The organism is Methylomarinovum caldicuralii (genome assembly GCF_033126985.1).
In the GTDB taxonomy this organism is placed as follows: Bacteria; Pseudomonadota; Gammaproteobacteria; order Methylococcales; family Methylothermaceae; genus Methylohalobius; species Methylohalobius caldicuralii.
On the sequence record NZ_AP024714.1, the window covers coordinates 780,517 to 806,959 of the forward strand.

A 26,443-nucleotide genomic window follows, 5' to 3' on the forward strand; every position below is an offset into this window, starting at 1 on the left:
TGCCGCCCGCAGGGCGTCTAAGCGAAGAATCGCTTATTATATCGACCTTTCTCCCATTCCTTCAGAAAACACCATGACCGCCAAACCGAGCAAGCAGCTGGAAACCTTCCCCAATCCCAACCCGCAGCGCGACTACACCATCCGCATCGAGTCGCCGGAATTCACCTGCCTGTGCCCCAAGACCGGCCAGCCGGATTTCGCCACCATTCTGATCGAGTACGTTCCCGACCAGCGCTGTATCGAACTCAAGTCCTACAAGCTGTATCTGTGGTCCTACCGCGACGAGGGCGCCTTCCACGAGGCCGTCACCAACCGGATTCTCGACGACCTGGTGGCCGCCTGCCGGCCGCGCTGGATGCGGATCGAGGCCAGGTTCAACGTCCGTGGCGGCATCTATACCACGGTGACGGCGGAATACCGCAGGGACTGAGCTTCCGGAACCGCAGATCACCCAGCTCCATCGGGCTTGCGGCCCTTGATGCAAGGCGGCGACGGGACGATAATCGCCGTAAACGGAGGAGGTGCGTCATGGCCGAATTCAAAGTCGCCCGGGAAGCGGATCTGGCCGTCGGCCGGATGAAACAGGTTCAGGCCGGCGCCACCGCTGTCCTGCTGCTGCGGCTGGAGGACGGTTTCCATGCCCTGGGGGCGCTGTGTCCCCACTACGAGGCGCCGCTGGCGGCCGGGACCCTGTGCGACGGCCGTATCGTCTGCCCCTGGCACCACGCCTGCTTCGACGCCCGCAGCGGGGCGTTGCTGGAGCCGCCGGGTCTGGATGGCCTGCCGGTCTATCCGGTGCGGGTCGATGACGGCGAGGTCTGGGTCACGATCCCCGAGCAAAGCCAGTCGCCGCCACCGTCGCGGCGCGATCCCGCCGATTCCCGTCTGTGCGTGGTGATCGGCGGCGGCTGTGCCGGGGCCTATGCGGTGGAAGTACTGCGTGACCACGGTTTCGGCGGCCGGATCGTGTGGGTCACCGGCGCTGAGTTTCCCCCCATCGACCGCCCCTTGCTGAGCAAGGGGTATCTGAGCGGCGAGGCGCCGGAGAGCTGGCTGCCGCTGCGAACGCCGGATTTCTATGCCGCCCGCGACATCGAAGTGGTTGAGGCGTCCGTGACCGCCCTGGCGGCCGATGCCCGGCAGGCGACGCTCAGCAACGGCACGGCGCTCGCTTACGATGCCGCCATTCTGGCGAGCGGCGCGGTCAACCGCCGGCCGCCGATTCCGGGCATCGATTTGGGCGGGGTCTTTTTCCTGCGTTCCCGGGACGATGGCGAACAGCTGCGCCAGGCCGCCGAGGCGGCCCGCCGGGCGGTGGTGGTCGGGGCCGGCTTCATCGGCATGGAAGTGGCCCAGAGCCTGCGCCGGCGGGACATCGCGGTGACGGTGGTGGCGCCGGAGACGGTGCCCTTCGAACGGGTGCTGGGGCCGGAAATCGGCGCCGCCTTGCACAGGCTGCACGAGGATCACGGGGTGGCGTTCCGCCTCGGACGCACGGTAAAGGCTTTCGAAGGCGACGGCCGGGTCGAGCGGGTTTCGTTGGACGACGGCAGCGAGTTGGCGGCCGATCTGGTGGTGGTGGGCGTGGGGGTGCGCCCGGCGACGGATTTCGTCACCGGCGTCAGCAAGGCCGACGACGGCGCAGTCCTGGTGGATGCGGGCCTGCGGGCGGCGGAGGGACTGTATGCGGCCGGCGATCTGGCCTGCTTTCCCGACTGGCGCAGCGGCGCGCCGATCCGGGTCGAGCACTGGCGCGTGGCCGCCCAGCACGGCCGCCTCGCCGGCGCCAACGTGGCCGGCGCCGGTCTGGAATACCGCGGCGTGCCGTACTTCTGGACCCGCCAGTACAACCGCACCCTGCAGTATTTCGGCCACGCCGCGGACTGGGACGAGATCCGCTACGACGGCGATCCGGCCGGATACGATTTCATCGCCTATTTCGTCAGGGACGGTCAGGTCCACGCCGTCGCCGGCATGGAGCGCGAGCGCGAACTGGCCGAGCTGGAGGAGCGCATGCGTCGGGAAGGGCTGTGGCGGCCGTGACCGGGGCGCCGTTCCCCCAGGAAATCTCCCGCATCGTCTGGGAGAGCAAGTACCGCGCTCCGGGCGAGGCCGACATCCGGGAAACCTGGCGGCGGGTGGCGCAGGCGGTGGCCAGTGTGGAGGTGGAGCCGGCGCTGTGGCAGGACCGGTTCCTGGATTTGCTGGCGGATTTCAAATTCCTCCCCGGCGGCCGCATTCTCGCCGGCGCCGGCATCCGCCGCCAGGTGACCCTGTTCAACTGCTTCGCCATGGGGCCGATGGAGGACAGCCTCGACGGCATCTTCGAGGCCCTCAAGGAAGGCGCCCTGACCATGCAGCAGGGCGGCGGTGTGGGCTACGACTTTTCCACCCTGCGTCCCCGCGGCACCCGGGCCGAAAGCGCCGGCACCGTGGCTTCCGGGCCGGTGTCGTTCATGCACATCTTCGATGTCGGATGCGCGGTGCTGCTGTCCACCGGCAGCCGCCGCGGGGCGATGATGGCGACCTTGCGCTGCGACCACCCCGACGTGGAGGAATTCGTCGAGGCCAAGCGCGACCCGCAGGTGCTGCGCAACTTCAACCTGTCGGTGACCGTGTCCGATGCCTTCATGGCGGCGGTGGAACAGGACAGCGACTGGCCTTTGGTGTTTCCCGCCGAGCAGCTGACCCCCGGCTGCGGCGAGGGCAGCGTGCTGCGGGACTGGCCCGGTTACGACAAACCGGTGCCGTGCCGGATTCTGAAGACCGTCAGGGCCCGCCAGCTGTGGGACCGGATCATGCACGCCACCTACGAGGTGGCCGAGCCGGGCGTGCTGTTTCTCGACCGCATCAACCGGCTCAACAATCTCCATTACTGCGAGCGCATCCACACCACCAATCCCTGCTCCGAACTGCCGCTGCCGCCCTACGGCGCCTGCGACCTGGGCTCGATCAACCTGGTGCGGTTCGTGCGCGAGCCCTTCAGCGACCGGGCCCGGCTGGATCTGGACGCCATCGCCGCCCTGGTGCCGGTGGCGGTGCGTTTTCTCGACGACGTCATCGACCTGTCCGGCTTCCCCTTGGAGAAGCAGCGCCGCCGCGCCCGCGCCACCCGCCGTATCGGCCTGGGGCTGACCGGCCTGGCCGACACCCTCATCTTCCTGGGGCTGCATTACGACAGCGACGCCGCCCGCCGGCTGGCCGAGAAGGTGATGGCGACGATCTGTCACGCCGCCTACCGGGCTTCCATCGCCCTGGCCCGGGAAAAGGGCGCCTTCCCCTTGTTCGAACCCCGGGTCTATCCCCAGGGTCCCTTCGTCGCCCGGTTGCCGCAGGACATCCGCGACGGCATTGCCGCCCACGGCCTGCGCAACAGCCATCTGCTCGCCATCGCCCCCACCGGCTCCATCAGCCTGCTGGCGGGCAACGTCTCCAGCGGCCTGGAGCCGGTATTCGCCTGGCGCTATCAGCGCCGCCTGCAGCTGGGGGGCAGGGAATGCCGCCTGGTGGAGGTGACCGACCCCGCCTGGTCCCTGTGGCGCCGGCGCTACGGCGACGGCGCCTTGCCGGATTTCTTCGTCACCGCCACCGAACTGTCTCCCGAGGCCCATCTGGCGATGCAGGCGGTGCTGCAGCGCCACGTGGACAGCGCCATCTCCAAGACCATCCACATCCCTGAGGATTATCCCTTCGAAGCCTTCCGCGACGTCTATCACCGCGCCTACGAGCTGGGTCTGAAGGGTTGCACCACGTATCGCCCCAATCCGGTCCGCGGCAGCGTCCTGGTGACCGAACGCCACTGCTGTGACATCGACCGGGAAGGGGATTGAAGGACAGCGCCTGCCGCCAGTGGGTCACCCGCCCCTATCCCCGCTGGGGGGAGAGCTATTTCGTTGCGGTTCCCCACCGTCGGGAACCGCTGCACCTGCTGTGGCGGGAAGCCGAAAGGCCTCGGGGCGGCCTGCTGCTGGTGCACGGCATGAAACCGCCCGTTCCCCAGCGCTTGCTGACCGAAGTGGCGGTCTGGATGGCGGAACGGGCGGGTTGAGAGGGGATCAGCCCAGGGCGGCTTTTTGGTTGCCCCGGCCCTTGACCTCGCCGCGCTGGATACGGGCGTATTCCTCCAGCTGACGGGCGGCGGCCTGGAAAGCGTCGCGGATGGCGACGTAGGCGTCCTCGTAGGCGTGGTTGTCGTGGTGCTCGCGGCTGATGACGATTTCCTTGCCGGGCACGGTCAGGTCGATGCGGACGTGATACAGATCGCCCTTTTGATGCTTGTGGTGGGTGCGTTCCACCATGACGCGGCAGCTGGTGATCTTGTCGTAGTAGCGCTCCAGCTTCTGCGCTTTTTCCTGAATCTTGGCTTCCATGGCGTCGGAATGCGGCAATCCGCGGAAGGTGACCTGCAATGGTATCTGCATGATGACTCCTTGTTGCTCGTGAATCGGATGGGATTCGGGGACCTATCTTAGCAAGCCGTCACCCGGCTTGCCCGGTCCCGGCGCGGCCGCTATGCTGTCGGCAACGGATGGAAACGGGCGCGCGCCATGACCTTCATTGTAGAGATTTTTCCCGGTTTGCGGGAGATGATGAACTGGCACCCCCTCTGGGTGCATTTTCCCATCGCCTTTCTCAGCGTCTTTTTCCTCGTCGATCTGCTCGCGGCGGTTTTGCGCAGCCGCCCCCTGTTCGTGGTGGCCAACTGGCTGCTGGGGCTGGGGGCGCTGGGAGCCAGCGTCGCGGCTGCTTTCGGCCTGCAGGCGGCGTTGACCGTTCCCCATCCGCCGCAGGTCCACGAGATCCTGGAAACCCACCGTTACTTCGCCCTCAACGCCACCGCCCTGGCTTGGCTGCTGCTGATCTGGCGTTTTCTCAACCGCGGGCGGTTCTGTCTGCTTGGCCGGCTGTTCCATTTGCTGCTGGCGCTGTTCATGGTGCTCAATCTGGTGCTGGCGGCTGACTACGGTGGGCTGATGGTGTACAAGTACGGCGTCGGGGTGAAGGCGGTGCCGGCCTGGCCGCCCGGTGCCTCAGGCCATCGTCACGGCAGCGCCTGGGACGAGATCCGGGAATGGCTGCACGAAATTGTTCCCCACAGCCACGCTTCCGGGCATGAGCACCATCATCACTGAACCGTGAATGCCCCCCAGCGCTGGGGTTCGGTGCAGCGCCACAGGATCAGCCCGGTGCGCGGCGGGGCGAATTCCACCGCATGGCTGCCCGGCGTCAGCGCGATCTTCAGCCCGAAGCTGGGCACTTCCAGCTCGCTGCGGCAGAAGGCGTTTTCCGCCACCTCGATTTCCCAGCGTACCGGCGTGCCGACCTGAAGCACGAAGTGATCCGGCTCGAAGTCCTCGGCGTTGACCTGCATGCGGATGATCCGCAGCGGCTTTGCCGGGGAACGCATCTGGCTCACCCAGGTTTCGGCGCGGGCGATCAGGCTGGCAAGATCGTAATCGCTGCGGGTCAGGATCAGGCCGCGGTTGAGCATCACCGCCCCCATCAGGATCACCACCACGCTGGAGAATTTCACCAGCACCGGGCCGACGCTCTTGGCCAGGGTGCTGGCGAAGATCCCGAAACCCAGCATGAGCGGCAGGGTGCCGATGCCGAAACAAAACAGCAGCGCCGCCCCCTGGAGCGGGTCGCCGGTGCCGGCGGCGAGGATGTACATGGCCTGCAGCGGCCCGCAGACGATCATCAGGCCGTTGAGCAGGCCGATGACGAAGGGGTGGCTGTGCTTCTTGTACTGGCGGCCGAGAAAGCGCATCAGCGCCGGCGGGGTGCGCAGCTGTACCCGCAGGCGGATGATGCCCAGCAGGTTGAGGCCGAACAGGATCAGAAAGATCCCGGCGGCGATGGCGATCGCCCCCCTCAGCCCCGGGGTGAAGGCGATAATGCCGCCGAGTGTGGCAAATGCCGCACCGATGGCGGTGTAGGACAGGGTCTTTCCCAGACCGTACCAGAAGTGGGAGAGATAGCGGGGCCTTCCCAGGGCGGCATCCTGGGTGGTATAGCTGAGCACCAGGGCGCCGCACATGCCCACGCAGTGGAAACTGGTCATGAAGCCGATCATCAGCGCCAGGGTGTAGTTGACCTGTGACAGGGGGCGGTGGCCGTGAAAGCCCGACCGGGCGTCGAGCCAGACGATGAACAGAATGCCCAGCAGGCCAAAGGCCAAGCCGAGCCAGCGTTTTAGCGTTGCGGGCATGGGGCGGAAATCTCCGTGGTTGATCGGCGATGAACCTTTGAGTTAAGCAAGAATCATGTAATCTCTGAAATCCAGCGGTTTCGCGGCTGCAGTTGTGGAAAGCGGGATGCTAGGACTGCGGCATATCCAGCACTTTGCTGGATATGCCGCAGTCTTTTCCGGAAGTATTTCATGGTATTTTATAAAAACATTAATAAAAACAATAGATTAAAAAATACGGCACATTTAGTGCCTAATAAGGTCGATAGTGTTATCGACCGTATTCACGAGGTGACTGCCATGAGTGAAAAAGCCATTGCCACGGTTTCCCAAGCATCCCAATACGATACCGGATCGCTGCTGCTGGGGACGACCCTGACGGTCGCCGCCCTGATCCTGGTGCCTGCCGTGGCCTCCCGGCTGGGGCTGGGCACGGCCCTGACCGGGGCGATGCGCATGGCGCTGATGCGCGCCTCGAGCCGGGCGGTCAACGGCGGCAAAACCGAGGAATGCGGCGATGTGGGCGGAGGTTTCAGTTGTCATTGAGTTTCTAATCTTCCAACCTGTCGGCTGGAGAAGGGCGCCAGGGAGGGCGCCCGTTTTTTATTATCCCCCAGGGTCGGTGTTAGAATTGCAGGGTCGGTATTGCAACCCCAAGTGGCTTGAATGAGCGAAGAAAAACCCAGCTGCGATCTCTGTTCCCTGCTGGTGGAAATCCCCGATTTCGAATTGAAGACCAAAGACGGCGTCAAGCGCTTCTGCTGCGAGGGCTGTCTGGGGATCTACCGCATGCTGCACGAGGACGAGATCGTCGAAGATCCGCAGACCGCGGAAGAAAAAACCAAGTAGGAGGTAATCATGGCTCACGTACACGGCGACAAGAAGAAAATGGCCGAGGCGGCCGCCCATGCTGCCAAGGCTGTCATGCCCGGTCCCCACGGTCCGATGGGTTCCGGCCCCCACGGCCCGATGATGATGGAAATGCACCCCATGATGCATGGGGCCGGCAATCCCGGCGCCCATGTGGTCAAAGCCGCTGTTGTTACCACTGGAGGAGGTTTGATGAGTCGTCTATCCCGTCACCCGTTGTTGATGTTCGGTCTCGGCGTGGTCGCCGGGGTCGTGGTGTACAAGTACCGCAAGGAGATCATCGCCACGGTCGCCGGCGTCGGTGAGAAAGGCAAGGACTTCGTTCTCGGCGCCAAGGAGAATCTGGAGGATATCATCGCCGAAACCCAGGAAGAAGGCGAAACCAAGTCCTGATGCTCACCCGCAAGATCATTCTGCGCTACCGCGCCCCCGGGCACGTGCGCTTTCAGCTGCCGCCGCAGTTGTGTCGGCCGCCGGCGGCTCAGGAACTGGTGGCGGCGCTGCGCCAAGTGGACGGGGTGTATCGGGTGCGTCTTGGCGGCAACAAGCTGTCGATCCGCTATCACGAGCCCTTCGTTTCCTTCCAGGAGCTGGCCCGCCACCTGCACCGCATCGTCACCGAGCTGGAACGCAGCGGCAAGCTGGAAGCCCGCTCGCCGGCGCCCCGCCGCCCGCTGCTGGCGCGGGTGAAGGGAAGCCGCCCGGTGCTCTGGATCCGCAATCAGCTCCAGGCGCTCAGGGAAACCGCCACCGCCTTCGGCATCCTCGCCCGCCGCGGAGTGCTGGGAAAAGGCGGCGCCATCATCGAGGATCCGCGGAAGTTCGCCTTCGAGTTCGCCAACGACGTGCTGGTGCTGTATCTCATCAAGGTCCACTGGCACCGCATTGTCCACGACTGGCTGCCCCACCCGGTCAGGAACCGCTACAACTGGGCGGCAGTGTTCTACCTGACTTATCTGCTGGTGAAGTCACGGCTGCCGAAGCATTAACCATTTTCACGCTGTGGTGGAGCCGCAGGAAATGGGTTCCGGATACGCCGTGAACCCTTCCCTTGGGGCTCGATACTCGGCCATCCAGGCCGAGTACGCTCCTCCACCCGTTCCCTGCGGCCCCAGAATTGGGGAAATACGATGCCGAAACATTTCCAGACCGCCCACCGCTTGAGAAGACGGATCCGCATCATCTCGCCCGTGCTCAAGGGCGATCCGGAAAAGACCTACCTGTTCGAGATCCTCCTCACCAAGCGCCCGGAGGTCAAGCAGGTCAAGGCAGTGCCGGAGATCGGCTCGGTCACCGTCTGGTTCGATCCCAAGGCCCTGCCGGCCGAGAACCTGCTCAGGATCTGCGACGCCATCCTCGAGAACCTGGCCACCGCCAAACCGCAGATCGTCGAGAAAAAGCCCGTCGATCCCAACGCCCCGGTGGTGGAGACCCAGTTCGCCGTCGAGGGCATGACCTGCGCCTCCTGCGCCCTGCTGATCGAAATGCTCTTGCAGCGCGACCCGCGCATCCGCGAGGCCCAGGTCAACTTCGCCAGCGAGACCGCCACCGTCTGCGGGGCCTTGCCCAAGGAGGACATCTACCGCCTGATCGAGAGGCTCGGCTACCGCGCCCACCCCCTCGACACCCTGAGCCAGCGCAAGCTGCTGATGGAACGCGAGCGGCGGCGCATCGAAGATGCCAAACGCCGCTGCGTCCGTGCCGCGCTGCTCAGCGCCCCCGCCATCGTCATCGCCATGGTCATGCCCAAAGCGCGGATCTGGCACTGGGTCCAGTTCTTCCTCACCACCCCGGTGGTTTTCGGCAGCGGCCGGCCCTTTTTCGACAAGGCCCTCGCCCTGGCCAAGCAGCGCCGCGCCAACATGGACACCCTGGTGGCCCTGGGCACCGGCGCCGCCTATGGCTACAGCGTGCCGGCCCTGCTGTTGGGGCGCCATCGCGAGCTCTATTTCGAGGCCGCCGCCGGCATCATCACCTTCGTGCTTCTGGGCCGCTGGCTGGAGGAGAAGGCCAAGGGCCAGGCCCACGAGGCCATCTTCAAACTGCTCGACCTGCAGCCGGAGACCGCCACCCGGATCCGGGACGGCAGGGAAGAGATCGTCCCCATCGATCAGGTCCAGGTGGGCGACATCCTCCTGGTGCGGCCCGGCGAACGCATTCCCACCGACGGCGAGGTGATCGAGGGCACCACCACCGTCGACGAATCCATGCTCACCGGCGAGTCGATGCCGGTGGTGAAAAATCCCGGCGATAAGGTGATCGGCGGCTGCATCAACGGCCCCGGCGCCTTCAAGATGAAGGCGACCGCGGTGGGGCCGGACACGGTGCTGGCGGGCATCGTCCAAATGGTGGACCAGGCCCAGGCCAGCAAGCTGCCGATCCAGAAGACCGTGGACCGGATCTCCGCCGTGTTCGTGCCCACGGTGATGGGGATCTCGGCCCTGACCTTCGGCGGCTGGCTGGCGGCCGGGGCCCGCTTTACCACCGCCCTCGGCAATGCCATCTCGGTGCTGCTGATCGCCTGTCCCTGCGCCCTGGGGCTGGCGACCCCGGCGGCGATCATGGTGGGCACCGGCCAGGCGGCCCGCCGCGGCATCTACATCAAGAACGGCGAGAGCCTGGAACTGGCGGCCCATCTGACCGCCATCGTCTTCGACAAGACCGGCACCATCACCGAAGGCCGGCCCCAGGTGACTGACTTCATCCCCTTGAGCGACCGGGTCGACGCCACCGCGCTGCTGGCCTGGATCGCCGGGGCCGAGGTGCGCTCGGAACACTTCCTCGCCCGCGCCATCGTCGAGTACGCCCAGGATCGTGGCGTGGAACCGGCCCCGGCGGAAGACTTCGAAACCCGGCCCGGCGAGGGCATCGCTGCCGAAGTGGACGGCCACCGGCTGCTGATCGGCAACCAAAGCTGGCTGGCGCGTCACGAGATCCCCCTGGAGGGGCTGGAAGAGGCGATGGAGCGGCTGGCGGGCGAGGGCAAGACCCCGGTGCTGGCGGCCCTCGACGGATGGCCGGCGGCGCTGATCGGCATCGCCGACCGGCCCCGGCCCAACGCCCGCACCGCCATCGAGCGCCTCCACCGGATGGGCATTCGTACCCTGATGGTGACCGGAGACGTGGAAACCGCGGCCCGCTGCATTGCCCGGCAAGTCGGCATCGATGAGGTCGTGGCCCACGCCAGGCCCGACGACAAGCTCAGGATCATCCGCCGGCTCCAGGCCGAAGGCGAAAAGGTGGGGATGATCGGCGACGGTATCAACGATGCCCCGGCCCTGGCGGCGGCCGATGTCAGTTTCGCCATCGGCAGCGGCACCGACATCGCCATCCACGCCGCCGACATCACCCTGGTCCAGGGCGACATCGAAAAGGTCGCCGAGGCCATCGACATCTCCGCCTTCACCCTGCGGGTCATCCGCCAGAACCTGGCCTGGGCCTTCGGCTACAACACCGTGGCGATCCCGGTGGCGGCCCTGGGCCGGCTCAATCCCATGATCGCCTCCGGCGCCATGGCCTTGAGTTCGGTGTCGGTGGTGCTCAATTCCCTGCGGCTGCAGCGGTGCTGACGATGACGCGAAGCATCCTGCTGGCGGGATGGCTGGTGCCGGCTTTGGTTTGGGCCGATCCGGTCGGCCGCGCCATCGATCTTCAGGTGCAGACCCAGCAGGATTCCGCCAAGATCCAAAAGCGCATCGACCAGCTCGACGACGAGACCCGCCGGATGGTGGCAGAATACCGCGCCAAGCTGGCGGAGCTGGACGAACTGGAACGCTACAACGGCCAGCTGGAAAAGCTGGTCGCCGACCAGCAGCAGGAGCTGGCCCTGCGCGAGCGCCAGCTGGCGGAACTGGAGACCCTCAAGCGCAGGCTGTTTCCGTTCATGCTGGAAATGCTGACGGCGCTGGAAAAGATCGTTGAGGTGGACACACCCTTCCTCACCGAGGAGCGCCGCCAGCGGGTGAAGGCGCTGCGCGAGCTGATGAACCGCGCCGACGTGGCCCTGCCGGAAAAATACCGCCGTCTGATGGAGGCGTTCCGCATCGAGGCCCGTTACGGTCACAACACCGAAACCTACGAGGGGCCGCTGGTAAACGACGGCCGGCGACGCACGGTGCGTTTCCTGCGCTTCGGCCGCACCGGGCTGTATTACCTGACCCTCGACGGTCACGAGGCCGGGATGTGGGACGAGAACACCCGCAGTTGGCGCCGGCTGGGGAAAGATTTCCTCCGTCCCCTGGATCACGCCCTGCGAATCGCCGCCAAGCAGGCGCCGCCGGATCTGGTGGTGCTGCCCGTGCCGGCGCCGGAGGTCCCATGAGCTTGGGGGGCAGGAAGGTGGGAATCCGGTTCCAGGGACGCTGTGAATCCGTCCCTGGACGCTCGGTACTCGGCCGTCCAGGCCGAGTATTCCCACCTTTCTTATGGTTGTGGTGGTTGCTGATGTTGCTGCCCGTGCAGATTCAGGCCGTCACCCTGGAACAGTTGATCGAGACCATCCGCAAAGAGGGGGTGCAGGAGCATCGCCACCAGGAAGCCCGGTTGCAGCGTTTCCTCGAGCATCACCAGGAGCGTCAGCGTCTGCTGAAACAGCTCGAGGCCAAAGTGGAGGCCGCCCGGGCCCGCGCCGATGCCCTCCGTAGCCGGTTCGAGGCCAACGAGAAAAAACTGGCCGAATTGGACCAAAAGTGGCGCCAGGAGGCCGGGGACATGGAGGACCTCTTCACCCAGGCGCGTCAGAACGCCAGCGCCATCAAGACGATGCTCGCCGGCTCCCTGGTCAACGCCCAAAAGCCGGGGCGGCTGGACTTTCTCGCTGCCCTCACCGAACCCCGCCACCGGGCCACCTTGGCCGATCTGCGCCGGCTCTGGGACCTGCTCCTGGACGAGATCGCCGAGGCCGGCCGGGTGGTGCGCTTCCAGGCGCCGGTCATCGCCCCCGACGGCACCGAGGGTAAGCGTGCGGTGGTGCGGGTCGGGGTGTTCAACGCCTTTTCCGGCGGTCATTATCTGCGTTATCTCGCCGGCAGCGATCGGCTGCTGGAGCCGGCTCAGCAGCCGCCGGCCCGCTTCCGCCGTCTGGCCGCCGAACTGGAGCAGGCCCAGCAAGGCTGGCATCCGGTGGCGCTCGATCCTTCCCGCGGCGCCCTGCTGGCGCTGATGATCCAGCAGCCCGACTGGCGCGAGCGCCTGCGTCAGGGCGGGGTGATCGGTTACCTGATCCTCGCCCTGGGGGCGCTGGGGCTGCTGCTGGCGCTGGTGCGGGGTCTGGTCCTGGGCCGGGTCGCCCGGCGCATCGAGCGCCAGCGCCGCAGCGACGAGCCGCGTCCGGACAACCCCCTGGGCCGCCTGCAGCTGGCCCTGACCCGGCACAACCACGGCGGCGAGGAGGCGCTGGCGGTGTATCTCGACGAGCTGATCCAGCAGGAGAGCCGGCGTCTCTATGCCGGTATGACCTTCCTGGCGCTGCTGGCGACGATCTCGCCGCTGTTGGGGCTGTTGGGGACGGTCACCGGCATGATCGAGACCTTCGACGCCATCGCCCTGTTCGGCACCGGCGATCCCAAGCTCATGTCCGGCGGCATCTCCCAGGCGCTGGTGACCACCCAGGAAGGGTTGGCGGTGGCGGTGCCGCTGCTGTTGATCCACAGCCTGCTGCGCAGCCGCGCCGACCGCCTCGTCGCCGAGGTGAGTCAGGCCGGGGCCGAACTGCTGGAACGCTACAGCGAGGCCGATCATGGCTGACGGACTGTGGACCCTGTTCGACCGTGGCGGCAGCCTGCTGTGGGTGATATTGGCCCTGTCCTGCCTGCTGTGGACCCTGATCCTGGAGCGGCTGGATTTCCTCCGCCGCCTGTGGCCGCGGCTGCATTGCCGTATCCTGCAAAACTGGCGGCCGCCGATGAAGCCTGCGGTGGCGGAGCGCAAGCGTCAGGCGGTGCTGCTGCAGGCCGAGGTGCGGCTGGCGGCCCCCCTGGTGCTGATCGACGCCCTGACCCAGGCGCTGCCGCTTTTGGGGCTGCTGGGCACGGTCACCGGCATGATCAAGGTCTTCGACGTTCTCACCGTGTTCGGTACCGCCAACGCCCGCGCCATGGCGGCGGGCATTTCCGAGGCCCTGATCACCACCCTGGCGGGGCTGGTGACCGCGCTTTCCGGACTGTGGCTTGCCAGCTATCTGCGGCAGCGGGCCCGCGCTGAACGCGACCGCCTGGCCCTGGAACTGAGCGGGGAGGACTGAGCCGTGCCGCGCCAGCGTTTCGAGCCGCCCGCGCCCCCGAGCCTCAACATCACCCCCCTGATCGACATGGTGTTCATCCTGTTGATCTTCTTCGCCGTCAACGCCTCCTTCACCAAGGAGGCCGGGGTCGAGGTGGAGCGGCCGGCGGCCAGCACTGCGGTGGTCCAGGAACACGCTACCCTGTTTATCGCCGTCACCGCCGACGGCCGGGTGTGGATCGAGAAGAAAGTGGTCGATCCCCGCGACGTCCAGTCCCACGTGGCCCGCCTCCTGGCCGAGAACCCCAAGGCCGGGGTGGTGATTCTGGCCGACAAGCGCGCCCCCACCGGGGTGGTGCTGGAAGCGCTCGACGCCGCCCGCCTGGCCGGGGCCGAGCACGTGGCGGTGGCGGCGACGGTCAAGCCGTGAAGTCAATCCTGCAGCGTTTCCAGAACCGCCTTGGGATTGCGTTCGATCAGCTGCAACAGCACCCGTGCGGCGCCGCGAGGTTGGCGGCGGCCCTGTTCCCAGTGACGCAAGGTGCCCAGAGAGATGCCAAAGGCAGCGCAAAAGCTTTCCTGGTTCATGCCCAGACGCCGGCGGATTGCCTTGACGTCAGGTATGTGGGGCTGGTGCAAGGTTGTCGGAGTCGGTTTTCCCTGGGCATGGCCGATGGCCTCCTCAAGGCCGGCGGCGATTTCGTCAAATGCTTTGGTCATAATGCTTTCTCCATTGGGCAATCAGTTGTTCGACCATCGCGGCCAGGCGTTTTCTTTCCTCCGCGGACAGGTCTACACGCTCGTTCTTGCCAAAGACGGTCAACAGATACAGCGGCATGGTCGCATTGTGATAGTAATAAACGATTCTGAGACCGCCGCGTTTGCCTTTGACACCCCGGCCCCAGCGGAGTTTGCGCAACCCGCCGGTGCCAGGGATGAGAACGCCGGTCTGGGGGTGCTCGGCCAGATAAGCGATCAGGGCGGCTTTTTCCTCGGGCGTCAACAGACTGGCAGCCTTGCGTTGGAAGACGCCGGTTTCAGCGACGGTGATCATGCATGCCGATTGTACGCCATTGGCGTATCCATGACCAGGAGGATGCCATGCGCGTGACCCTGTGCGCCGTACTGGCTCTGGCTCTCAATCTGCTGCTGTTCCAGTTCATGGCAGGGCTGATCGCCCGTCACCGGCTGGGATCGCGGCCAATCCTCCACGTCCACCGTCTCGACTTCATCCGTCTTCCCGAGGCCGAGGCGGCACCGCCCCCGCCGCGCCGGCGGGCGGTTCCCGAACCGCCGCCCCCGTCCCGGCCGCCATCGCCGTCATCGCAGCCCACGGCCCCGGTGCGGGGCACGGTGCGGCAACTTCCGGTGCCGGATCTGGCTCTCAAGGTGGAAGTGCCGCTGGCGGCTTCGGTCAAGGTGGCGGCGCCGGCGTTGCCGTCCCTGCTGGTGGAGGGGGAGACGAGTGGTCCGCCGGGTCCGGTTCACCTGCCACCGCAGCCACCTTCATTCATCTCCGCTTCGGAGCTGATCCCCGTGGCCCGTATCCCGCCGGTCTATCCCCCCGAAGCCAAGCGGAGGCGGATCGAGGGCTATGTGGTGGTGGAATTCACCGTCACCGAAACCGGCGAAGTCAAGAACCCCAAAATCATCGAATCCCGTCCTCCGGGGGTGTTCGACCGGGCGGTGCTGCGGGCAGTGCGGCACTGGCGTTTCCGGCCAAAGAAGTGGGACGGCAGGCCGGTGGCGGTGCGGGCGCAGCAGAAACTGGAATTCCGGCTGCGGCGATGAAGCGGGTCTGGCTGCTGCTGTTTCTGTGGCTGGGTGCAGCGCAGGCGGCGACGGTTTCGCCCACCCTGTACCGGGGCCTGCAGCAGGTGGAGAAGCTGCAGCAGCAGGGCGACTACGCCGCTTCCCTGGAAAGGCTCAGGAAGCTGGAGCGGCAGGCGGGAAACGGCCTCGAACGGGCCCTGGTGCAGACCTATCTGGCCTACGCCGAGCTGGGGCTGAACCACCTGGACAAAGCGGCGGCCGCCGCCCGCAGGGCGCTGGAATCGCCCGATCTTCCCGGAGACCTGCGTCCCCAGCTGATGCTGCTACTGGGGCAGATCGAACTGCAGCGGAGGCGCTTCCGCCAGGCGGCCGCATGGCTGGAAAAAGCCCTGACAGCGATGGAGAAGCCCGATCCTCAGGTGCTGTATCTGGCCGCCTATGCCCGCTACCGGGTAAAGAATTATTCCAGCGCCATCGGCCACCTGCGCCGGGCCCTGAAACTGCGTGCCCAGGCGCCGGAAGACTGGTACCGGCTGCTGCTGGCCTGTTACCTGGAAAGCAAGCGCTACCGGGAGGCGGAAACCGCCCTTAAAGCTCTGTTGCAGCGCCATCCCGGCGATACCGCCCTGTGGCGCCAGCTGACCGCCCTGTATCTGACGGAGAACCAGATCCACCGGGCGCTGGCCGCCCTGGTGCTGGCCTGGCACGCCGGTGACCTGAAGCGGCAGACGCTGATGGAGATCGTCCAGCTCCACGCCCACCTCGGCATTCCGGAAAAGGCCGCCCGCCTGTTGCGGCAGTGGCGCGAGGAAAAGCGCCTGCCCGATGACCTGAAGACGCTGTCGCTGGAGGCACAACTATGGCTGGCGGCCCGGGAGCGGGACCGCGCCGCCACAGTCTATGCCACCCTGGCCCAGCGTTACGGCCGCGGGGAGGACTGGCTGGCCCTGGCCCGGATCGAGCTGGAGCGGGAGCGCTGGCCGGCAGCCCTGACGGCGGCGGAACACGCCCTGCAGGCAGGCGTGAACCCGGCGGAAGCCCATCTGCTGGCGGGAATCGCCGCCCTGCGGGCCGGCCGCCACTCTCTGGCCGTAAGGCATTTGCGCGCCGCTAGCCGCCACAGGAAACTGGCCCGGCAGGCCCGTTACTGGCTGCGCTGCGCCCGGCGGGAGCGGCGCTGTCCCTGAAACCGGCGTAGCGCCAGATACAGGCCGTAACCGCTCAGGACCACCGCCAGACCCGCCAATGCCAGGGTCCGCAGCAGCGGATTGTTGATGTCGTCGCGGCTGTGCAAGTCCAGGGTGTGGAGCATCCACAGGAAGTCGAAAACCCGCCAGCCGTCGTGGCGTATCGCCGTGACGGCGGCAAGTTCGGCGGCCACATAGACGGTCGGATGGCCGGGATGGTCGAAGTGGACCGCCCAGGCCGGCAACGGATGGCCGCGGTATTCGTGTCCCGGCGGCAGCTCGGTCAGATAGTCGATCCGGCTGACCGGGGCATCGGGCACAAAAACGCGCTCGGCCAGTTTGCGCGCCTGATCCCGGTTCAGGGGCGGCAGCCGGCGGCCATCCGCGGCTGTGAACAATGCGGTTCGTTCCCCTGCATCGTTCCGATAGCGGATACGGATGACCGCCTTGTCCAGCGGCTCGATGAAATCGATGCGTTTCCAGGCACGAATATTTTCGCGCGCCTGCAGGTGCGCGAGTACGGTGGCCAGCACCCGGGGGTTGATCTCCCCGGCGGCGACCGGCTGGGGCCGCCGGAGCAGGTGATCACCGTGGATCCAGTCCAGATCGGTCCAGCTGAAGTAAATCCCACCGATAACCCAAGCCAGAATCTGGATGCCGATGACAATGGCCAGCCACCGGTGGAGTATTTTTGCGACCCGTAACAATGCTTCCGCTTGACGGGAGAAATTTTAAAGTTTCAAACCGGCAAGATAGTTTTTAAATGCCCCGGCCACCTCGGGATGCTGCAGGGCATAGTCCACTGTGGCTTCCAGATAGCCCAGCTTGGAGCCGCAGTCGTAACGCTTGCCTTCGAAGCGGTAGGCATAGACCGGCTCCTCGGCCAGCAGCCGGGCGATGGCGTCGGTGAGCTGGATCTCGCCGCCGGCGCCGCAGGGGGTGGTTTCCAGCAGCGCGAAGATCCGGGGGGTGAGGATGTAACGGCCGACCACGGCCAGGTTGGAGGGGGCGTCTTCCGGCTTGGGTTTTTCCACGATGTGGGTGATGCGGCCGAGACGGTCGTCCACCGGCTCGACCGCGACGATGCCGTAACTGGCGGTGGCCTCGCGGGGGACCTCCTGCACCGCCAGCACCGAGCCCTTGTGGCGGTCGTAGATGTCCGCCATCTGTTTCAGGCAGCCGGGGCCGCCGTTGTTGGCGATGAGATCGTCGGCCAGCAGCACCGCGAAGGGTTCGTCCCCCACCAGGGGGTGGGCGCAGAGGACCGCATGGCCCAGCCCCAGCGCCTCCGGCTGGCGGGTGTAGGCGCAGCGGACGCCGGCCGGCGGGATGTTGCGCACCATTTCCAACAACCGGCTCTTGCCGCGCCGTTCCAGCTCGATTTCCAGCTCGAAGGCCTTGTCGAAATGATCGGGGATGTTGCGCTTGTTGCGGCCGGTGACGAACACCATCAGCGCCGCGCCGGCCTCCTGGGCTTCCTCGACGCTGTACTGGATCAGGGGTTTGTCCACCACCGGCAGCATTTCCTTGGGGCTGGCCTTGGTGGCCGGCAGGAAACGGGTGCCGAGGCCGGCGACGGGGAAGACGGCTTTCCTGAGCTTCACGGGCATTTCTCCCATTGTTTGAGTTCTTCGGGGATGGCGGCGATCTTGCCGTTTTTTTCCAGGTAATCAAGGATCCGGCGGGCGCATTCGTCCAAAGGGTCGCTGCCGGTGTTGACCACAATTTCCGGATTTTCCGGCGGCTCGTAAGGGGAAGAGATGCCGGTGAAATCCTTGATCTCGCCGCGGCGGGCCTTCTGGTACAGCCCCTTGACGTCGCGCTGCTCGCAGATCTCCAGCGGGGTGTTGCAGTAGATCTCGATGAAGTCGCCCGGCTCCACCAGCTGGCGCACCATTTCCCGGTCGCGGCGGAAGGGGGAGATGAAGGCGGTCAGGGCGATGACCCCGGCGTCCACGAACAGCTTGCTCATCTCGCCGATGCGGCGGATGTTCTCGTGGCGGTCCTTGGCGCTGAAGCCCAGATCGCTGCAGAGGCCGTGGCGGACGTTGTCGCCGTCGAAGACATAGGTGCGGCAGCCGCGCAGAAACAGCAGTTCCTCGACCCGGTGGGCCAGGGTGGATTTGCCGGCGCCTGAAAGCCCGGTGAACCATAGGATGAAACTTCGGTGGCCGTTGAGGCGCTCGCGGTCGCGGCGGGTGACGGTGGCGTTGTGCCAGCGGATGTTTTTGTGCATGGTGGACGGATTGATGGTCGGTGAGAGCGATTTAACCTTAGATCGGCTTCGGTTTCCAGTCGCCTTAAGTATGAACTATTTGTGCCATAGCGTCAGGTTGACGGGGCGGTTCATCGCGTCAGCCATTTTTCGAATGCTTCTGCAGGCAGCGGGCGGCTGAAGAGATACCCTTGCCCCAGCCGGCAGCCGTGTTGCAGCAGGAAGCGGCGCTGGGCTTCGGTTTCCACGCCTTCGGCGAGGGTCTCCAGGCCCAGGGCCTGGCCCAGGGCGATGACGGCCTGGCAGATGGCGGCATCCTCCCGGTCCTCGGGCAGGTCACGGACGAAGGACTGGTCGATTTTGAGGCAGTGGATCGGCAGGCGCTTCAGGTAAACCAGGGAGGAGTAGCCGGTGCCGAAGTCGTCGATGGCCAGGGTGATGCCCTGGTCCCGCAGGGCTTCCAGGATACCGATGGCGTCCTCGGCCTTCTCCATGATGAAGCCCTCGGTCACCTCCAGTTCCAGCCGGGACGGCGGCAGTCCGGAACGGGCCAGCGCTTGGGCCACCTGATCGCAGATGACGCGGTGGCGAATCTGGCAGCCGGAGACGTTGACGGCGATGCGCCCGAAGTCCAGCCCCCGGTCGAGCCAGCCTTTCGCCAGCCGGCAGGCGTTCTCCAGCACCCAGGCCCCCAGTTCCAGGATCAGGCCGGTTTCCTCCGCCAGGGGGATGAAGCGCGCCGGCGACACCGTCCCCAGTTCCGGATGGTGCCAGCGCGCCAGGACCTCGCAGCCGATGGGGCGGCCGTCGTCCATGTCCACCTGGGGCTGGAAGTGCAGCTGCAGCTCGCCGGCCTCCAGCGCCCGGCGCAGGGCGCTTTCCAGCAGGATGTGTTCCCGTGCCCGCTCGGTCATCTCCCGGGTGTAGAAGGCGTAGCTGCCGGCACCTTCGGATTTGGCCTGATACATGGCGGCATCGGCGTTGCGCAGCAGGGTGGCGGCGTCCTCGCCGTCGCGGGGGAACATGCTGATGCCGAGGCTGGCGCTGACCGGGATGGTGTGCCCCCCGATCTGGAAGGGCCGCTTCAGCGCGGCGATCACCTTGTCGGCCACCAGGGCGGCGTTCTCCGGTTCATGGAGATTCTCCAGCAGGAAGACGAACTCGTCCCCGCCGAGGCGGGCCACTGTGTCGTCTTGGCGCACACAGTTTCGCAGCCGTGCGGCCACCTGTTGCAGCAGCGTATCCCCGGTCGCATGACTGAAACTGTCGTTGACGTGCTTGAAGCGGTCCAGGTCCAGGAGCAGCAGCGCCAGCTGGGTGCGGTGGCGCCGGGCGTGTTCCAGGGCGTGTTCCAGGGCGTGGTCGAGGCGGGCGTTGAGGCGGGCGTTGAGGAGGGCGCGGTTGGGCAGGCCCGTCAGGACGTCATGGTAGGCCAGATAGGCCAGCTCCTCCTCGGTGCGCTTCAGGCGGCTGATGTCGGAGAACATGGCCACGTAATGGGTGGTGGCGCCACCCGGGTCGCGCACGGCGCTGATGGTGAGACACTCCACCACCAGGTCGCCGTCCTTGCGCCGGTTCCAGATCTCTCCCTGCCAGTGGCCGGTTCTCTTGAGGCTGTCCCACAGATTCTGGTAGAAGCTGCGGTCGTGGCGGCCGGACTTCCACAGCCTCGGAGTCTGGCCGATGATTTCCTCCGGGGCGTAGCCGAGGATCTCGGTGAAGGCACGGTTGACCTGGAGGATGTGTCCCTCGGAATCGGTGATGAAGATACCCTCGGCGGCGTGTTCGAACACCGTGTCCCACAGGCGCAGCCTTGCCTCGTCGCGGTGCTGCCGCCGCCGCAGTGCGACCCTCTTGAGGGCGCGGTCAATGGCGGGCAGCAGCCAGGCGAGATTGTCCTTGTTGACGAAGTCCTCCAAGCCGGCCTTGAGCAGGTCCACCGCGGTTTCCTCCCCCACGGTGCCGGAGACCATGATCACCGGGACCTCGGGGAGATGCTCGAAGATCCACTGCAGCCGGGTGCGGATGTCGATGCCGGGTAGGGTGTAATCGGTGAGTATCAGGTCCCACGCCTGGGTTTCCAGGGCGGCTTTCAATTCGGCGGCGTCGCGGGCGCGGTGAAGTCTGGCCTGCAGCCCGCCCCTGCGCAGGTGGCGCTCGAGGAGGTGGAAGTCGGCATCGCTGTCCTCGATGACCAGGATGTTCAGGTCGGCCGGGTTCATTGGGAAGGAGGCGGTGGTTGGTTGAGCGCGAGCCAATATAGCCCGACTTGGGCGACGGCGCGAGTGAACTCGCCGGGATCAATGGGCTTGCGCACGTAGCTGTTGCTCCCCAGGTAGTAGCTGCGCACCAGGTCCTTTTCGTCGTCGGAGGAGGTCAGGATCACCACCGGCAGGCGGCGGGTGCGGGAATCGCCGCGGATCCGCGCCAGCACCTCCAGACCGCTGAGCTTGGGCAGCATCAGATCGAGCAGCACCACGGCGGGCAGTTCCTTGCCGGCGCGGTGGGCGTAGGGGCCGGTGGCGAACAGATAGTCGAGGGCTTCGGCGCCGTCACGCACCACCTCCACCCGGTTGGCCACGTGGATCTTGTCCAGGGCCCGGAGGGTGAGCTTCTCGTCTTGGGGATTGTCCTCCACCAGCAGTAGGGTTCGGATGTCCATGATGCTGCCCTCCTTTGGGGGCCAGGGTGAACAGGAAGCGCGCCCCGCCGCCGACTGTGCCCTCGCCGCGGATCCAGCCGCCGGGGCGGCGGACGATGCGCTGCACCGTCGCCAGCCCGATGCCCAACCCGGGAAACTCGCTCTGGGCGTGGAGGCGTTGGAACGGTTCGAACAGCTTGGCGGCGAAGGCCATGTCGAAGCCGGCGCCGTTGTCCTCCAGGCAGAAGACCCGTTCGCCGTCCTCCTCCCGGGCGCTGAAACGAATCCAGGCGTCCTTCCGGCCTGCTGTGTACTTCCAAGCGTTCTCCAAGAGATTCTGGACCAGAATCCGGCACAGGCGCAAGTCGGCTTCCGCCTCCAGGGGGCCGGGGATCTCCAGGCGCACCCGGCGGTGGGGCTCGCGGCGTCGCAGTTCCGCGAAAATCTCGTGGGTGATCTGGTCGAGCCGCACTGGCTGGCATACCAGTTCGGCGCGGCTGATGCGCGACAGGGTCAGCAGGCCGTCGATCAACTCCCCCATGCGGTGGGCGCCGGCGGCAATCTCATCCAGAAATTCCCCGGCCCCGGCGGGCAAGGCCTCACCGTAGTCCTCCTCCAGGGCCTGGGCGAAGCCCTGGATGGCCCGCAGCGGCGCCCGCAGGTCGTGGGAGACGGCGTAGGTGAAGGCCTCCAGCTCCCGGTTGGCGGCGCTCAGCTCGGCGGTGCGCTCGGCCACCCGCTGTTCCAGGCGGTCGCGGGCGGCCTGCAGCGCCGCCTCGGCCTGTTTGCGGGCGGTGATGTCGTGCACCAGGACGACGGCCTCGTCGCTGCCGCGCACGGGACTGAGTTTGGCCTCGAACCAGTGTTTGCCGCCGGGCACCTCGAGGGCGTACTCCAGGGTCACCGGTCCCCCGTCCTGCCGCAGCCGTTCCAGGGCCTCGCTGAAGCGCGCCGCCAGCGGCGGCGGCAGGACCTCCTGCATGGTCTTGCCGAGGAACTGCTGCGGCGGCACATAGAACAGGTCGGGGTTGGGACTGTGTCCCTCCAGAATGGTGCCGTCGGGACCGATACGGAAGAACAGGTCGGGGATGGAATCCAGCAGGGCCTCCAGCAGCGCCCGGCGCGCCTGGGCCTGTTCCAGCAGCTCGTGCTCGCGGCGCTGGCGCCGGGCCAGCTCGCGCTGCAGCATCCAGTTCCACAGCAGCACCAGCAGGACGATCACCACCGCGGCCCCGGCGCCGCCGCCCAGCCACCAAAGCACCCGGGGGTCGAGGCCGCGGCGGGGCAGTCCCAGCCAGCGCGCCAGGATGGCGGCCCGCTCCGGAGGCGGAATGGCGCGCACCAGGCGGTCCAGCAGTTCCGCCAGCCGGGGGCGGTCGGCGCGCACCGCCAGCCGCAGGGTCAGGGTCGCCTCGGTCACCGGGGCGTGGGGCTGGACCGCCTCCAGCCCGGCGGCCTCCCGCGCCTGCAGGCCCAGGGTCACCTCCATCACTGCCGCCTCCGCCCGCCCCCGGGCCACCGCCTGCAGCGCCTCTGCGGGCTTTTCCACCGCCACCAGCTGCAGGCCCGGCTGGCGTTTCAGGAGGTCGTAGGCAGGGCCGTGGCGGCAGACCGCCACCGGGCGGCCGGCCAGCTCCGCCAGACCGCCGCTGAAGTGGGGCTTGTTGCCACCGAAGATCATCAGCGTGGTGCGGTGCAGGGGGGGGGTGAGGCGCACGCCGGGCAGGGGGGTGTCGTCGGCGGTGGCGACCACCGCCAGCTCCAGCTCGCGCCGCTGCAGCATCGCCAGCAGCGCTTCCCGGTGGGGGGCGGGGCGGTAGGCGAGGGTCAGGCCGGTGCGGTCCTGGATCCAGTGCAGCATGTCCACGGCGATGCCGGCGGGGTTGCCTTGGTCGTCGATGAAAGCGAAAGGCGCGGCGGCGGCCGGGATGCCGATGCGCTGCGGCGGCAGCCGCTGCAGCCAGCGCTGTTCCGCCAGGGTGATCCCGGTGCCCAGGACCGGGATGGACTCGGCCGCCACCGGCAGCCAGCGGCGGAAGATGGCCTGCCGGTCGGCCTGGGGGATGGCCGCCAGGGCCTTGTCGAGGATGCGGGCCAGGATCCCCCAGTCCTTGCGCACCCCGAAGCGCTGGCCGTTCTCCACCATGTCGAAGGCGGCGTTGACCTTGAGGTTGGTGAGGCCGTAATGCTGCATCAGCCAGGTGTTGACCCCCAGCACCCCGACGTAGGCGTCCGCTTCTCCTGCGGCCACCGCCCGCAGCCCCGCCAGGGGGGTGTCCACCCACACCGGGACGATGCCGGGATAGCGCTCCAGGGCCTGGCGGGCCGAGGAATAGCCCTTCACCAGGGCCGTTTCCATCCCTGTCAGGGCCTGGGGCCCGGGCAGGGGCGGGGTGTCGGTGCGGGTCATGATCACCAGCGGGGTGGGGAGGTAGATTGCGGTGAAGGCCAGATAGCTTTCCCGCTCCGGCAGCTTCACCACCGTGGCCACCGCGTCGAGGCGGCGCTTGCGGACGGCGTCCAGGATCTCGGTCCAGGCCAGCCCCGCCACCGGCTGGAAATGGATGCCGAGCATCGCCTCCAGGCGGGCGGCGAAGTCCGCCGCCACCCCGCGGAAGCGCCCCTCCTCGTCGAAGAAGGAATAGGGGGCGTAATCCCCGTCCACGCCCAGGCGGATCACCGGATGGGCGTCGAGGAAGGCGCGCTCCTCGGGGGTCAGGTCGAGGGCACGGGCGGGGAGGGCGGCGGCGAGGAAAAGCAGCGCAAGCCAGAGCCGGAAAAGGAAACAGCCGAAGGGAGGGTTACTGCCGGCTGTCCGTTTCCGGGGCATGGAGCCAGTACAGGTCGTAGGGGAGTACAAGGGTGTCGAACACGGCCGAGACCGGCAGATCGGCGGTCAGGATGGTGGCGACCAGGGTCTGAATCCAGACCGGTTCCCGGCGCTGGCCGGTCACGATCTCGGCCATTTCCCGCAGGTCCTGGCGGACGCCGGGATAGACGGTCCGTTCCGCCAGCGGGCTGGCGTCCCGGGCCCGGATGCTCGAGCAGCCGGCCAGGAACAGGGTCAGGGCGGCGATGACGAGTAGGGTGGCGGTCTTTCCCATGCCGTTTTCCTTGTGTCGTTGTTGCAAGACTTTCTCGCGGATCTGTTTCAGGTCTTCTTCGGCGAGCGCCGTGTCAGTCAGCCCGAAGGGGATTGGAACCGAAGTCTAGCACAGGTCCCGTTCTAGGATCGGCGTCAGCCTGCCGCCAGGCGGGCTTTCAGGGCCGCGATGCGGTCGCGCACTTTGGCCGCCTCCTCGAACTCCAGCTCCCGGGCGTGGCGGTACATCCGTTCCTCCAGTTGCTTGATGAGGCGGGCGGTTTCCTTGGGGGATTGGGGCAGGGCCTCGTAGTCCCCCGGCTGCTCCGCCACCTTGCGGGATCTTCTGCCGCCGGCGCCGGGGACCGGCAGCTCCAGGATGTCGCCCAGGGAGCGGACCGCGCTTTTGGGGGTGATGCTGTGCTTTTCGTTGTAGGCAATCTGCTTGGCGCGGCGGCGCTCGGTCTCCTCGATGGCGCGGCGCATGGCCTCGGTGACGGTGTCGGCGTAGAGGATGGCCTTGCCGTGGACGTTGCGGGCGGCGCGGCCGATGGTCTGGATCAGGGACACGGTGGAGCGCAGGAAGCCCTCCTTGTCGGCGTCCAGGATCGCCACCAGCGACACCTCCGGCATGTCCAGGCCCTCACGCAGCAGGTTGATGCCCACCAGCACGTCGAATTCCCCCTTGCGCAGGTCCTGGATGATCTCCACCCGCTCGACGGTGTCGATGTCCGAGTGCAGATAGCGCACCCGCACGCCGTGCTCCATCAGGTAATCGGTCAGATCCTCGGCCATGCGCTTGGTGAGGGTGGTGACCAGGACGCGCTCGTTTTTCGCCGCCCGCCGGTTGATCTCCGACAGCAGGTCGTCCACCTGGGTCAGGGCCGGGCGCACTTCCACCTCCGGATCCACCAGGCCGGTGGGGCGCACCACCTGTTCGACCACGGCGCCCGAATGTTCCTGCTCGTAAGGGCCGGGGGTGGCGGAGACGTAGATGCGCTGGGGGGCGCGGGCCTCGAACTCCTCGAGGGTGAGGGGGCGGTTGTCCAGGGCCGAGGGCAGGCGGAAGCCGTAGTTCACCAGGGTCTCCTTGCGGGAGCGGTCGCCGCGGTACATGGCGCGCAGCTGGGGAAGGGTGACGTGGCTTTCGTCGATGAAGACGATGCCGTCGTCGGGCAGGTAGTCGAACAGGGTGGGGGGTGGTTCGCCCGGTTTGCGCCCGGACAGGTGGCGGGAGTAGTTCTCGATCCCGGAGCAGTAGCCCACCTCCAGGATCATTTCCAGGTCGAAGCGGGTGCGCTGCTCCAGGCGCTGGGCCTCCACCAGCTTGCCGTCGCGGCGCAGTTCCTCCAGGCGCTGCTGCAGTTCGGCCTTGATGGCGTCCACGGCCCTGAGCAGGGTCTGGCGCGGGGTGACGTAGTGGGTCTTGGGATAGACGGTGTAGCGCGCCACCGGACTTAGCACCTCGCCGGTCAGGGGATCGAACAGGCTCAGGCGCTCGACCTCGTCGTCGAACAGCTCCACCCGCAGGGCCTCGGTTTCGGACTCGGCCGGGAAGATGTCGATGACGTCGCCGCGGACCCGGAAGGTGCCGCGCCGAAGCTCCGTGTCATTGCGGGTGTACTGCATTTCCGCCAGACGGCGCAGGATCGAACGCTGGTCGATGAGGTCGCCGCGGCGCAGGTGCAGCACCATCTCGAAGTAGGCCGCCGGCTCGCCCAGGCCGTAGATGGAGGACACGGTGGCGACGATGACCACGTCGCGCCGCTCCAGCAGCGCCTTGGTGGCCGACAGGCGCATCTGCTCGATGTGTTCGTTGAGGGAGGCGTCCTTCTCGATGTAGGTGTCCGAGGCCGGCAGATACGCCTCCGGCTGGTAGTAGTCGTAGTAGGAGACGAAGTACTCCACCGCGTTCTCCGGGAAGAACTGCTTCATCTCCCCGTAGAGCTGGGCCGCCAGGGTCTTGTTGGGGGCCAGGATCAGCGCCGGGCGCTGCATCTCGGCGATGACGTGGGCCATGGTGAAGGTCTTTCCGGAACCCGTCACCCCCAGCAGGGTCTGGTGCAGCTCGCCGTGGCGCAGTCCCGCCACCAGCCGGCGGATCGCCTCGGGCTGGTCGCCGGCGGGCTGGTAGGGGCTGTGGAGTTTGAAGGGCCTGCCGGTTTTGGGATTCAGCACCCGGGCGTCATCGGGTATCATGTTGTCGCTTTGCTCCCGCGTCCGGTCCAGCACCTTGCGATAGACCGAGCGGCGGGAACCGATTTCC

The 26,443-nt window shown here is 66.8% G+C and carries 28 protein-coding genes; 16 read left to right on the forward strand and 12 right to left on the reverse strand.

Going from position 1 to position 26,443, the window contains the following annotated elements:
• Positions 1 to 73 precede the first annotated feature (73 nt).
• The 4 genes from queF (at position 74) to MCIT9_RS04145 (ending at position 4,048) form a co-directional block, all read left to right on the forward strand.
• Complete coding sequence (queF, locus tag MCIT9_RS04130) at positions 74 to 430, forward strand: preQ(1) synthase (protein ID WP_317706149.1); 357 nt, start codon at positions 74 to 76, stop codon at positions 428 to 430.
• Positions 431 to 528: 98 nt separating this feature from the next.
• Positions 529 to 2,043: an FAD-dependent oxidoreductase gene (locus MCIT9_RS04135; protein ID WP_317706150.1), complete on the forward strand. Its 1,515-nt coding sequence runs from the start codon at positions 529 to 531 to the stop codon at positions 2,041 to 2,043.
• Positions 2,031 to 3,830 carry an adenosylcobalamin-dependent ribonucleoside-diphosphate reductase gene (locus tag MCIT9_RS04140; protein WP_317706151.1) on the forward strand — a complete coding sequence of 600 codons (1,800 nt, stop codon included), beginning with the start codon at positions 2,031 to 2,033 and terminating at the stop codon, positions 3,828 to 3,830. The genes MCIT9_RS04135 and MCIT9_RS04140 overlap by 13 nt, the downstream gene beginning before the upstream one ends.
• Positions 3,827 to 4,048, forward strand: a complete 222-nt coding sequence (locus tag MCIT9_RS04145; protein ID WP_317706152.1) for a hypothetical protein — start codon at positions 3,827 to 3,829, stop codon at positions 4,046 to 4,048. The genes MCIT9_RS04140 and MCIT9_RS04145 overlap by 4 nt, the downstream gene beginning before the upstream one ends.
• A gap of 7 nt (positions 4,049 to 4,055) precedes the next feature.
• Here MCIT9_RS04145 and MCIT9_RS04150 read toward each other — a convergent pair whose 3' ends face one another.
• Entirely contained in the window at positions 4,056 to 4,421 is a 366-nt protein-coding gene (locus MCIT9_RS04150; RefSeq protein WP_317706153.1) for an HPF/RaiA family ribosome-associated protein, read from the reverse strand.
• A gap of 126 nt (positions 4,422 to 4,547) precedes the next feature.
• On the opposite strand from MCIT9_RS04150, the gene MCIT9_RS04155 reads away from it, so the two are divergent.
• Complete coding sequence (locus MCIT9_RS04155) at positions 4,548 to 5,132, forward strand: DUF2231 domain-containing protein (RefSeq protein ID WP_317706154.1); 585 nt, start codon at positions 4,548 to 4,550, stop codon at positions 5,130 to 5,132.
• On the opposite strand, the gene MCIT9_RS04160 is transcribed toward MCIT9_RS04155, so the two are convergent.
• Positions 5,126 to 6,211 carry an urease accessory protein UreH domain-containing protein gene (locus tag MCIT9_RS04160; RefSeq protein WP_317706155.1) on the reverse strand — a complete coding sequence of 362 codons (1,086 nt, stop codon included), beginning with the start codon at positions 6,209 to 6,211 and terminating at the stop codon, positions 5,126 to 5,128. The genes MCIT9_RS04155 and MCIT9_RS04160 overlap by 7 nt on opposite strands.
• 279 nt (positions 6,212 to 6,490) lie before the next feature.
• On the opposite strand from MCIT9_RS04160, the gene MCIT9_RS04165 reads away from it, so the two are divergent.
• The 9 genes from MCIT9_RS04165 to MCIT9_RS04205 all read left to right on the forward strand — a co-directional run bounded on the left by MCIT9_RS04165 (position 6,491) and on the right by MCIT9_RS04205 (position 13,709).
• The gene (locus MCIT9_RS04165) at positions 6,491 to 6,736 is read left to right on the forward strand and encodes a hypothetical protein (RefSeq protein WP_317706156.1); all 246 of its coding nucleotides are present in this window, start codon (positions 6,491 to 6,493) and stop codon (positions 6,734 to 6,736) included.
• A gap of 120 nt (positions 6,737 to 6,856) precedes the next feature.
• Complete coding sequence (locus tag MCIT9_RS04170; protein ID WP_317706157.1) at positions 6,857 to 7,039, forward strand: metal-binding protein; 183 nt, start codon at positions 6,857 to 6,859, stop codon at positions 7,037 to 7,039.
• A gap of 9 nt (positions 7,040 to 7,048) precedes the next feature.
• Positions 7,049 to 7,453: a hypothetical protein gene (locus MCIT9_RS04175; RefSeq protein WP_317706158.1), complete on the forward strand. Its 405-nt coding sequence runs from the start codon at positions 7,049 to 7,051 to the stop codon at positions 7,451 to 7,453.
• On the forward strand, positions 7,453 to 8,049 hold the full coding sequence (locus MCIT9_RS04180) for a hypothetical protein (RefSeq protein WP_317706159.1): 597 nt from the start codon (positions 7,453 to 7,455) through the stop codon (positions 8,047 to 8,049). Before MCIT9_RS04175 ends, MCIT9_RS04180 begins: the two co-directional genes overlap by 1 nt.
• 141 nt (positions 8,050 to 8,190) lie before the next feature.
• Positions 8,191 to 10,629, forward strand: coding sequence for a heavy metal translocating P-type ATPase (locus tag MCIT9_RS04185; RefSeq protein ID WP_317706160.1), 2,439 nt, complete (start codon positions 8,191 to 8,193; stop codon positions 10,627 to 10,629).
• Between the two features lie 2 nt (positions 10,630 to 10,631).
• The gene (locus MCIT9_RS04190) at positions 10,632 to 11,381 is read left to right on the forward strand and encodes a DUF3450 domain-containing protein (protein WP_317706161.1); all 750 of its coding nucleotides are present in this window, start codon (positions 10,632 to 10,634) and stop codon (positions 11,379 to 11,381) included.
• Positions 11,382 to 11,503: 122 nt separating this feature from the next.
• A complete protein-coding gene (locus tag MCIT9_RS04195; protein ID WP_317706162.1) occupies positions 11,504 to 12,805 on the forward strand; it encodes a MotA/TolQ/ExbB proton channel family protein in 1,302 nt (433 codons plus the stop codon).
• The gene (locus MCIT9_RS04200; RefSeq protein WP_317706163.1) at positions 12,798 to 13,301 is read left to right on the forward strand and encodes a MotA/TolQ/ExbB proton channel family protein; all 504 of its coding nucleotides are present in this window, start codon (positions 12,798 to 12,800) and stop codon (positions 13,299 to 13,301) included. Before MCIT9_RS04195 ends, MCIT9_RS04200 begins: the two co-directional genes overlap by 8 nt.
• Positions 13,302 to 13,304: 3 nt before the next feature.
• Complete coding sequence (locus tag MCIT9_RS04205) at positions 13,305 to 13,709, forward strand: ExbD/TolR family protein (RefSeq protein WP_317706164.1); 405 nt, start codon at positions 13,305 to 13,307, stop codon at positions 13,707 to 13,709.
• Positions 13,710 to 13,711: 2 nt separating this feature from the next.
• Here MCIT9_RS04205 and nadS read toward each other — a convergent pair whose 3' ends face one another.
• Positions 13,712 to 13,999: a NadS family protein gene (nadS, locus tag MCIT9_RS04210; protein ID WP_317706165.1), complete on the reverse strand. Its 288-nt coding sequence runs from the start codon at positions 13,997 to 13,999 to the stop codon at positions 13,712 to 13,714.
• On the reverse strand, positions 13,983 to 14,333 hold the full coding sequence (locus tag MCIT9_RS04215; protein ID WP_317706166.1) for a transcriptional regulator: 351 nt from the start codon (positions 14,331 to 14,333) through the stop codon (positions 13,983 to 13,985). Before MCIT9_RS04215 ends, nadS begins: the two co-directional genes overlap by 17 nt.
• Before the next feature lie 47 nt (positions 14,334 to 14,380).
• Between MCIT9_RS04215 and MCIT9_RS04220 the strand changes: the two genes are divergently transcribed.
• Both MCIT9_RS04220 and MCIT9_RS04225 read left to right on the forward strand, forming a co-directional pair.
• Positions 14,381 to 15,070, forward strand: coding sequence for an energy transducer TonB (locus MCIT9_RS04220; RefSeq protein WP_317706167.1), 690 nt, complete (start codon positions 14,381 to 14,383; stop codon positions 15,068 to 15,070).
• On the forward strand, positions 15,067 to 16,239 hold the full coding sequence (locus MCIT9_RS04225; protein ID WP_317706168.1) for a tetratricopeptide repeat protein: 1,173 nt from the start codon (positions 15,067 to 15,069) through the stop codon (positions 16,237 to 16,239). The genes MCIT9_RS04220 and MCIT9_RS04225 overlap by 4 nt, the downstream gene beginning before the upstream one ends.
• Here the strand turns inward: MCIT9_RS04225 and MCIT9_RS04230 are convergent.
• The 8 genes from MCIT9_RS04230 to uvrB form a co-directional block, all read right to left on the reverse strand.
• A complete protein-coding gene (locus MCIT9_RS04230) occupies positions 16,197 to 16,946 on the reverse strand; it encodes a PepSY domain-containing protein (RefSeq protein WP_317706169.1) in 750 nt (249 codons plus the stop codon). The genes MCIT9_RS04225 and MCIT9_RS04230 overlap by 43 nt on opposite strands.
• A gap of 24 nt (positions 16,947 to 16,970) precedes the next feature.
• Positions 16,971 to 17,849, reverse strand: a complete 879-nt coding sequence (gene galU, locus MCIT9_RS04235; RefSeq protein ID WP_317706170.1) for a UTP--glucose-1-phosphate uridylyltransferase GalU — start codon at positions 17,847 to 17,849, stop codon at positions 16,971 to 16,973.
• The gene (cysC, locus tag MCIT9_RS04240) at positions 17,840 to 18,475 is read right to left on the reverse strand and encodes an adenylyl-sulfate kinase (RefSeq protein WP_317706171.1); all 636 of its coding nucleotides are present in this window, start codon (positions 18,473 to 18,475) and stop codon (positions 17,840 to 17,842) included. The genes galU and cysC overlap by 10 nt, the downstream gene beginning before the upstream one ends.
• A gap of 110 nt (positions 18,476 to 18,585) precedes the next feature.
• Positions 18,586 to 20,676, reverse strand: coding sequence for a putative bifunctional diguanylate cyclase/phosphodiesterase (locus MCIT9_RS04245; protein ID WP_317706172.1), 2,091 nt, complete (start codon positions 20,674 to 20,676; stop codon positions 18,586 to 18,588).
• Entirely contained in the window at positions 20,673 to 21,116 is a 444-nt protein-coding gene (locus MCIT9_RS04250; protein WP_317706173.1) for a response regulator, read from the reverse strand. Before MCIT9_RS04250 ends, MCIT9_RS04245 begins: the two co-directional genes overlap by 4 nt.
• A complete protein-coding gene (locus MCIT9_RS04255) occupies positions 21,007 to 23,925 on the reverse strand; it encodes a transporter substrate-binding domain-containing protein (RefSeq protein WP_317706174.1) in 2,919 nt (972 codons plus the stop codon). Before MCIT9_RS04255 ends, MCIT9_RS04250 begins: the two co-directional genes overlap by 110 nt.
• Positions 23,897 to 24,226 (reverse strand): YceK/YidQ family lipoprotein, encoded by a 330-nt coding sequence (locus MCIT9_RS04260; RefSeq protein WP_317706175.1) that lies wholly within the window; start codon positions 24,224 to 24,226, stop codon positions 23,897 to 23,899. The genes MCIT9_RS04255 and MCIT9_RS04260 overlap by 29 nt, the downstream gene beginning before the upstream one ends.
• 107 nt (positions 24,227 to 24,333) lie before the next feature.
• The gene (uvrB, locus tag MCIT9_RS04265) at positions 24,334 to 26,376 is read right to left on the reverse strand and encodes an excinuclease ABC subunit UvrB (RefSeq protein ID WP_317706695.1); all 2,043 of its coding nucleotides are present in this window, start codon (positions 26,374 to 26,376) and stop codon (positions 24,334 to 24,336) included.
• Positions 26,377 to 26,443: the final 67 nt, after the last annotated feature.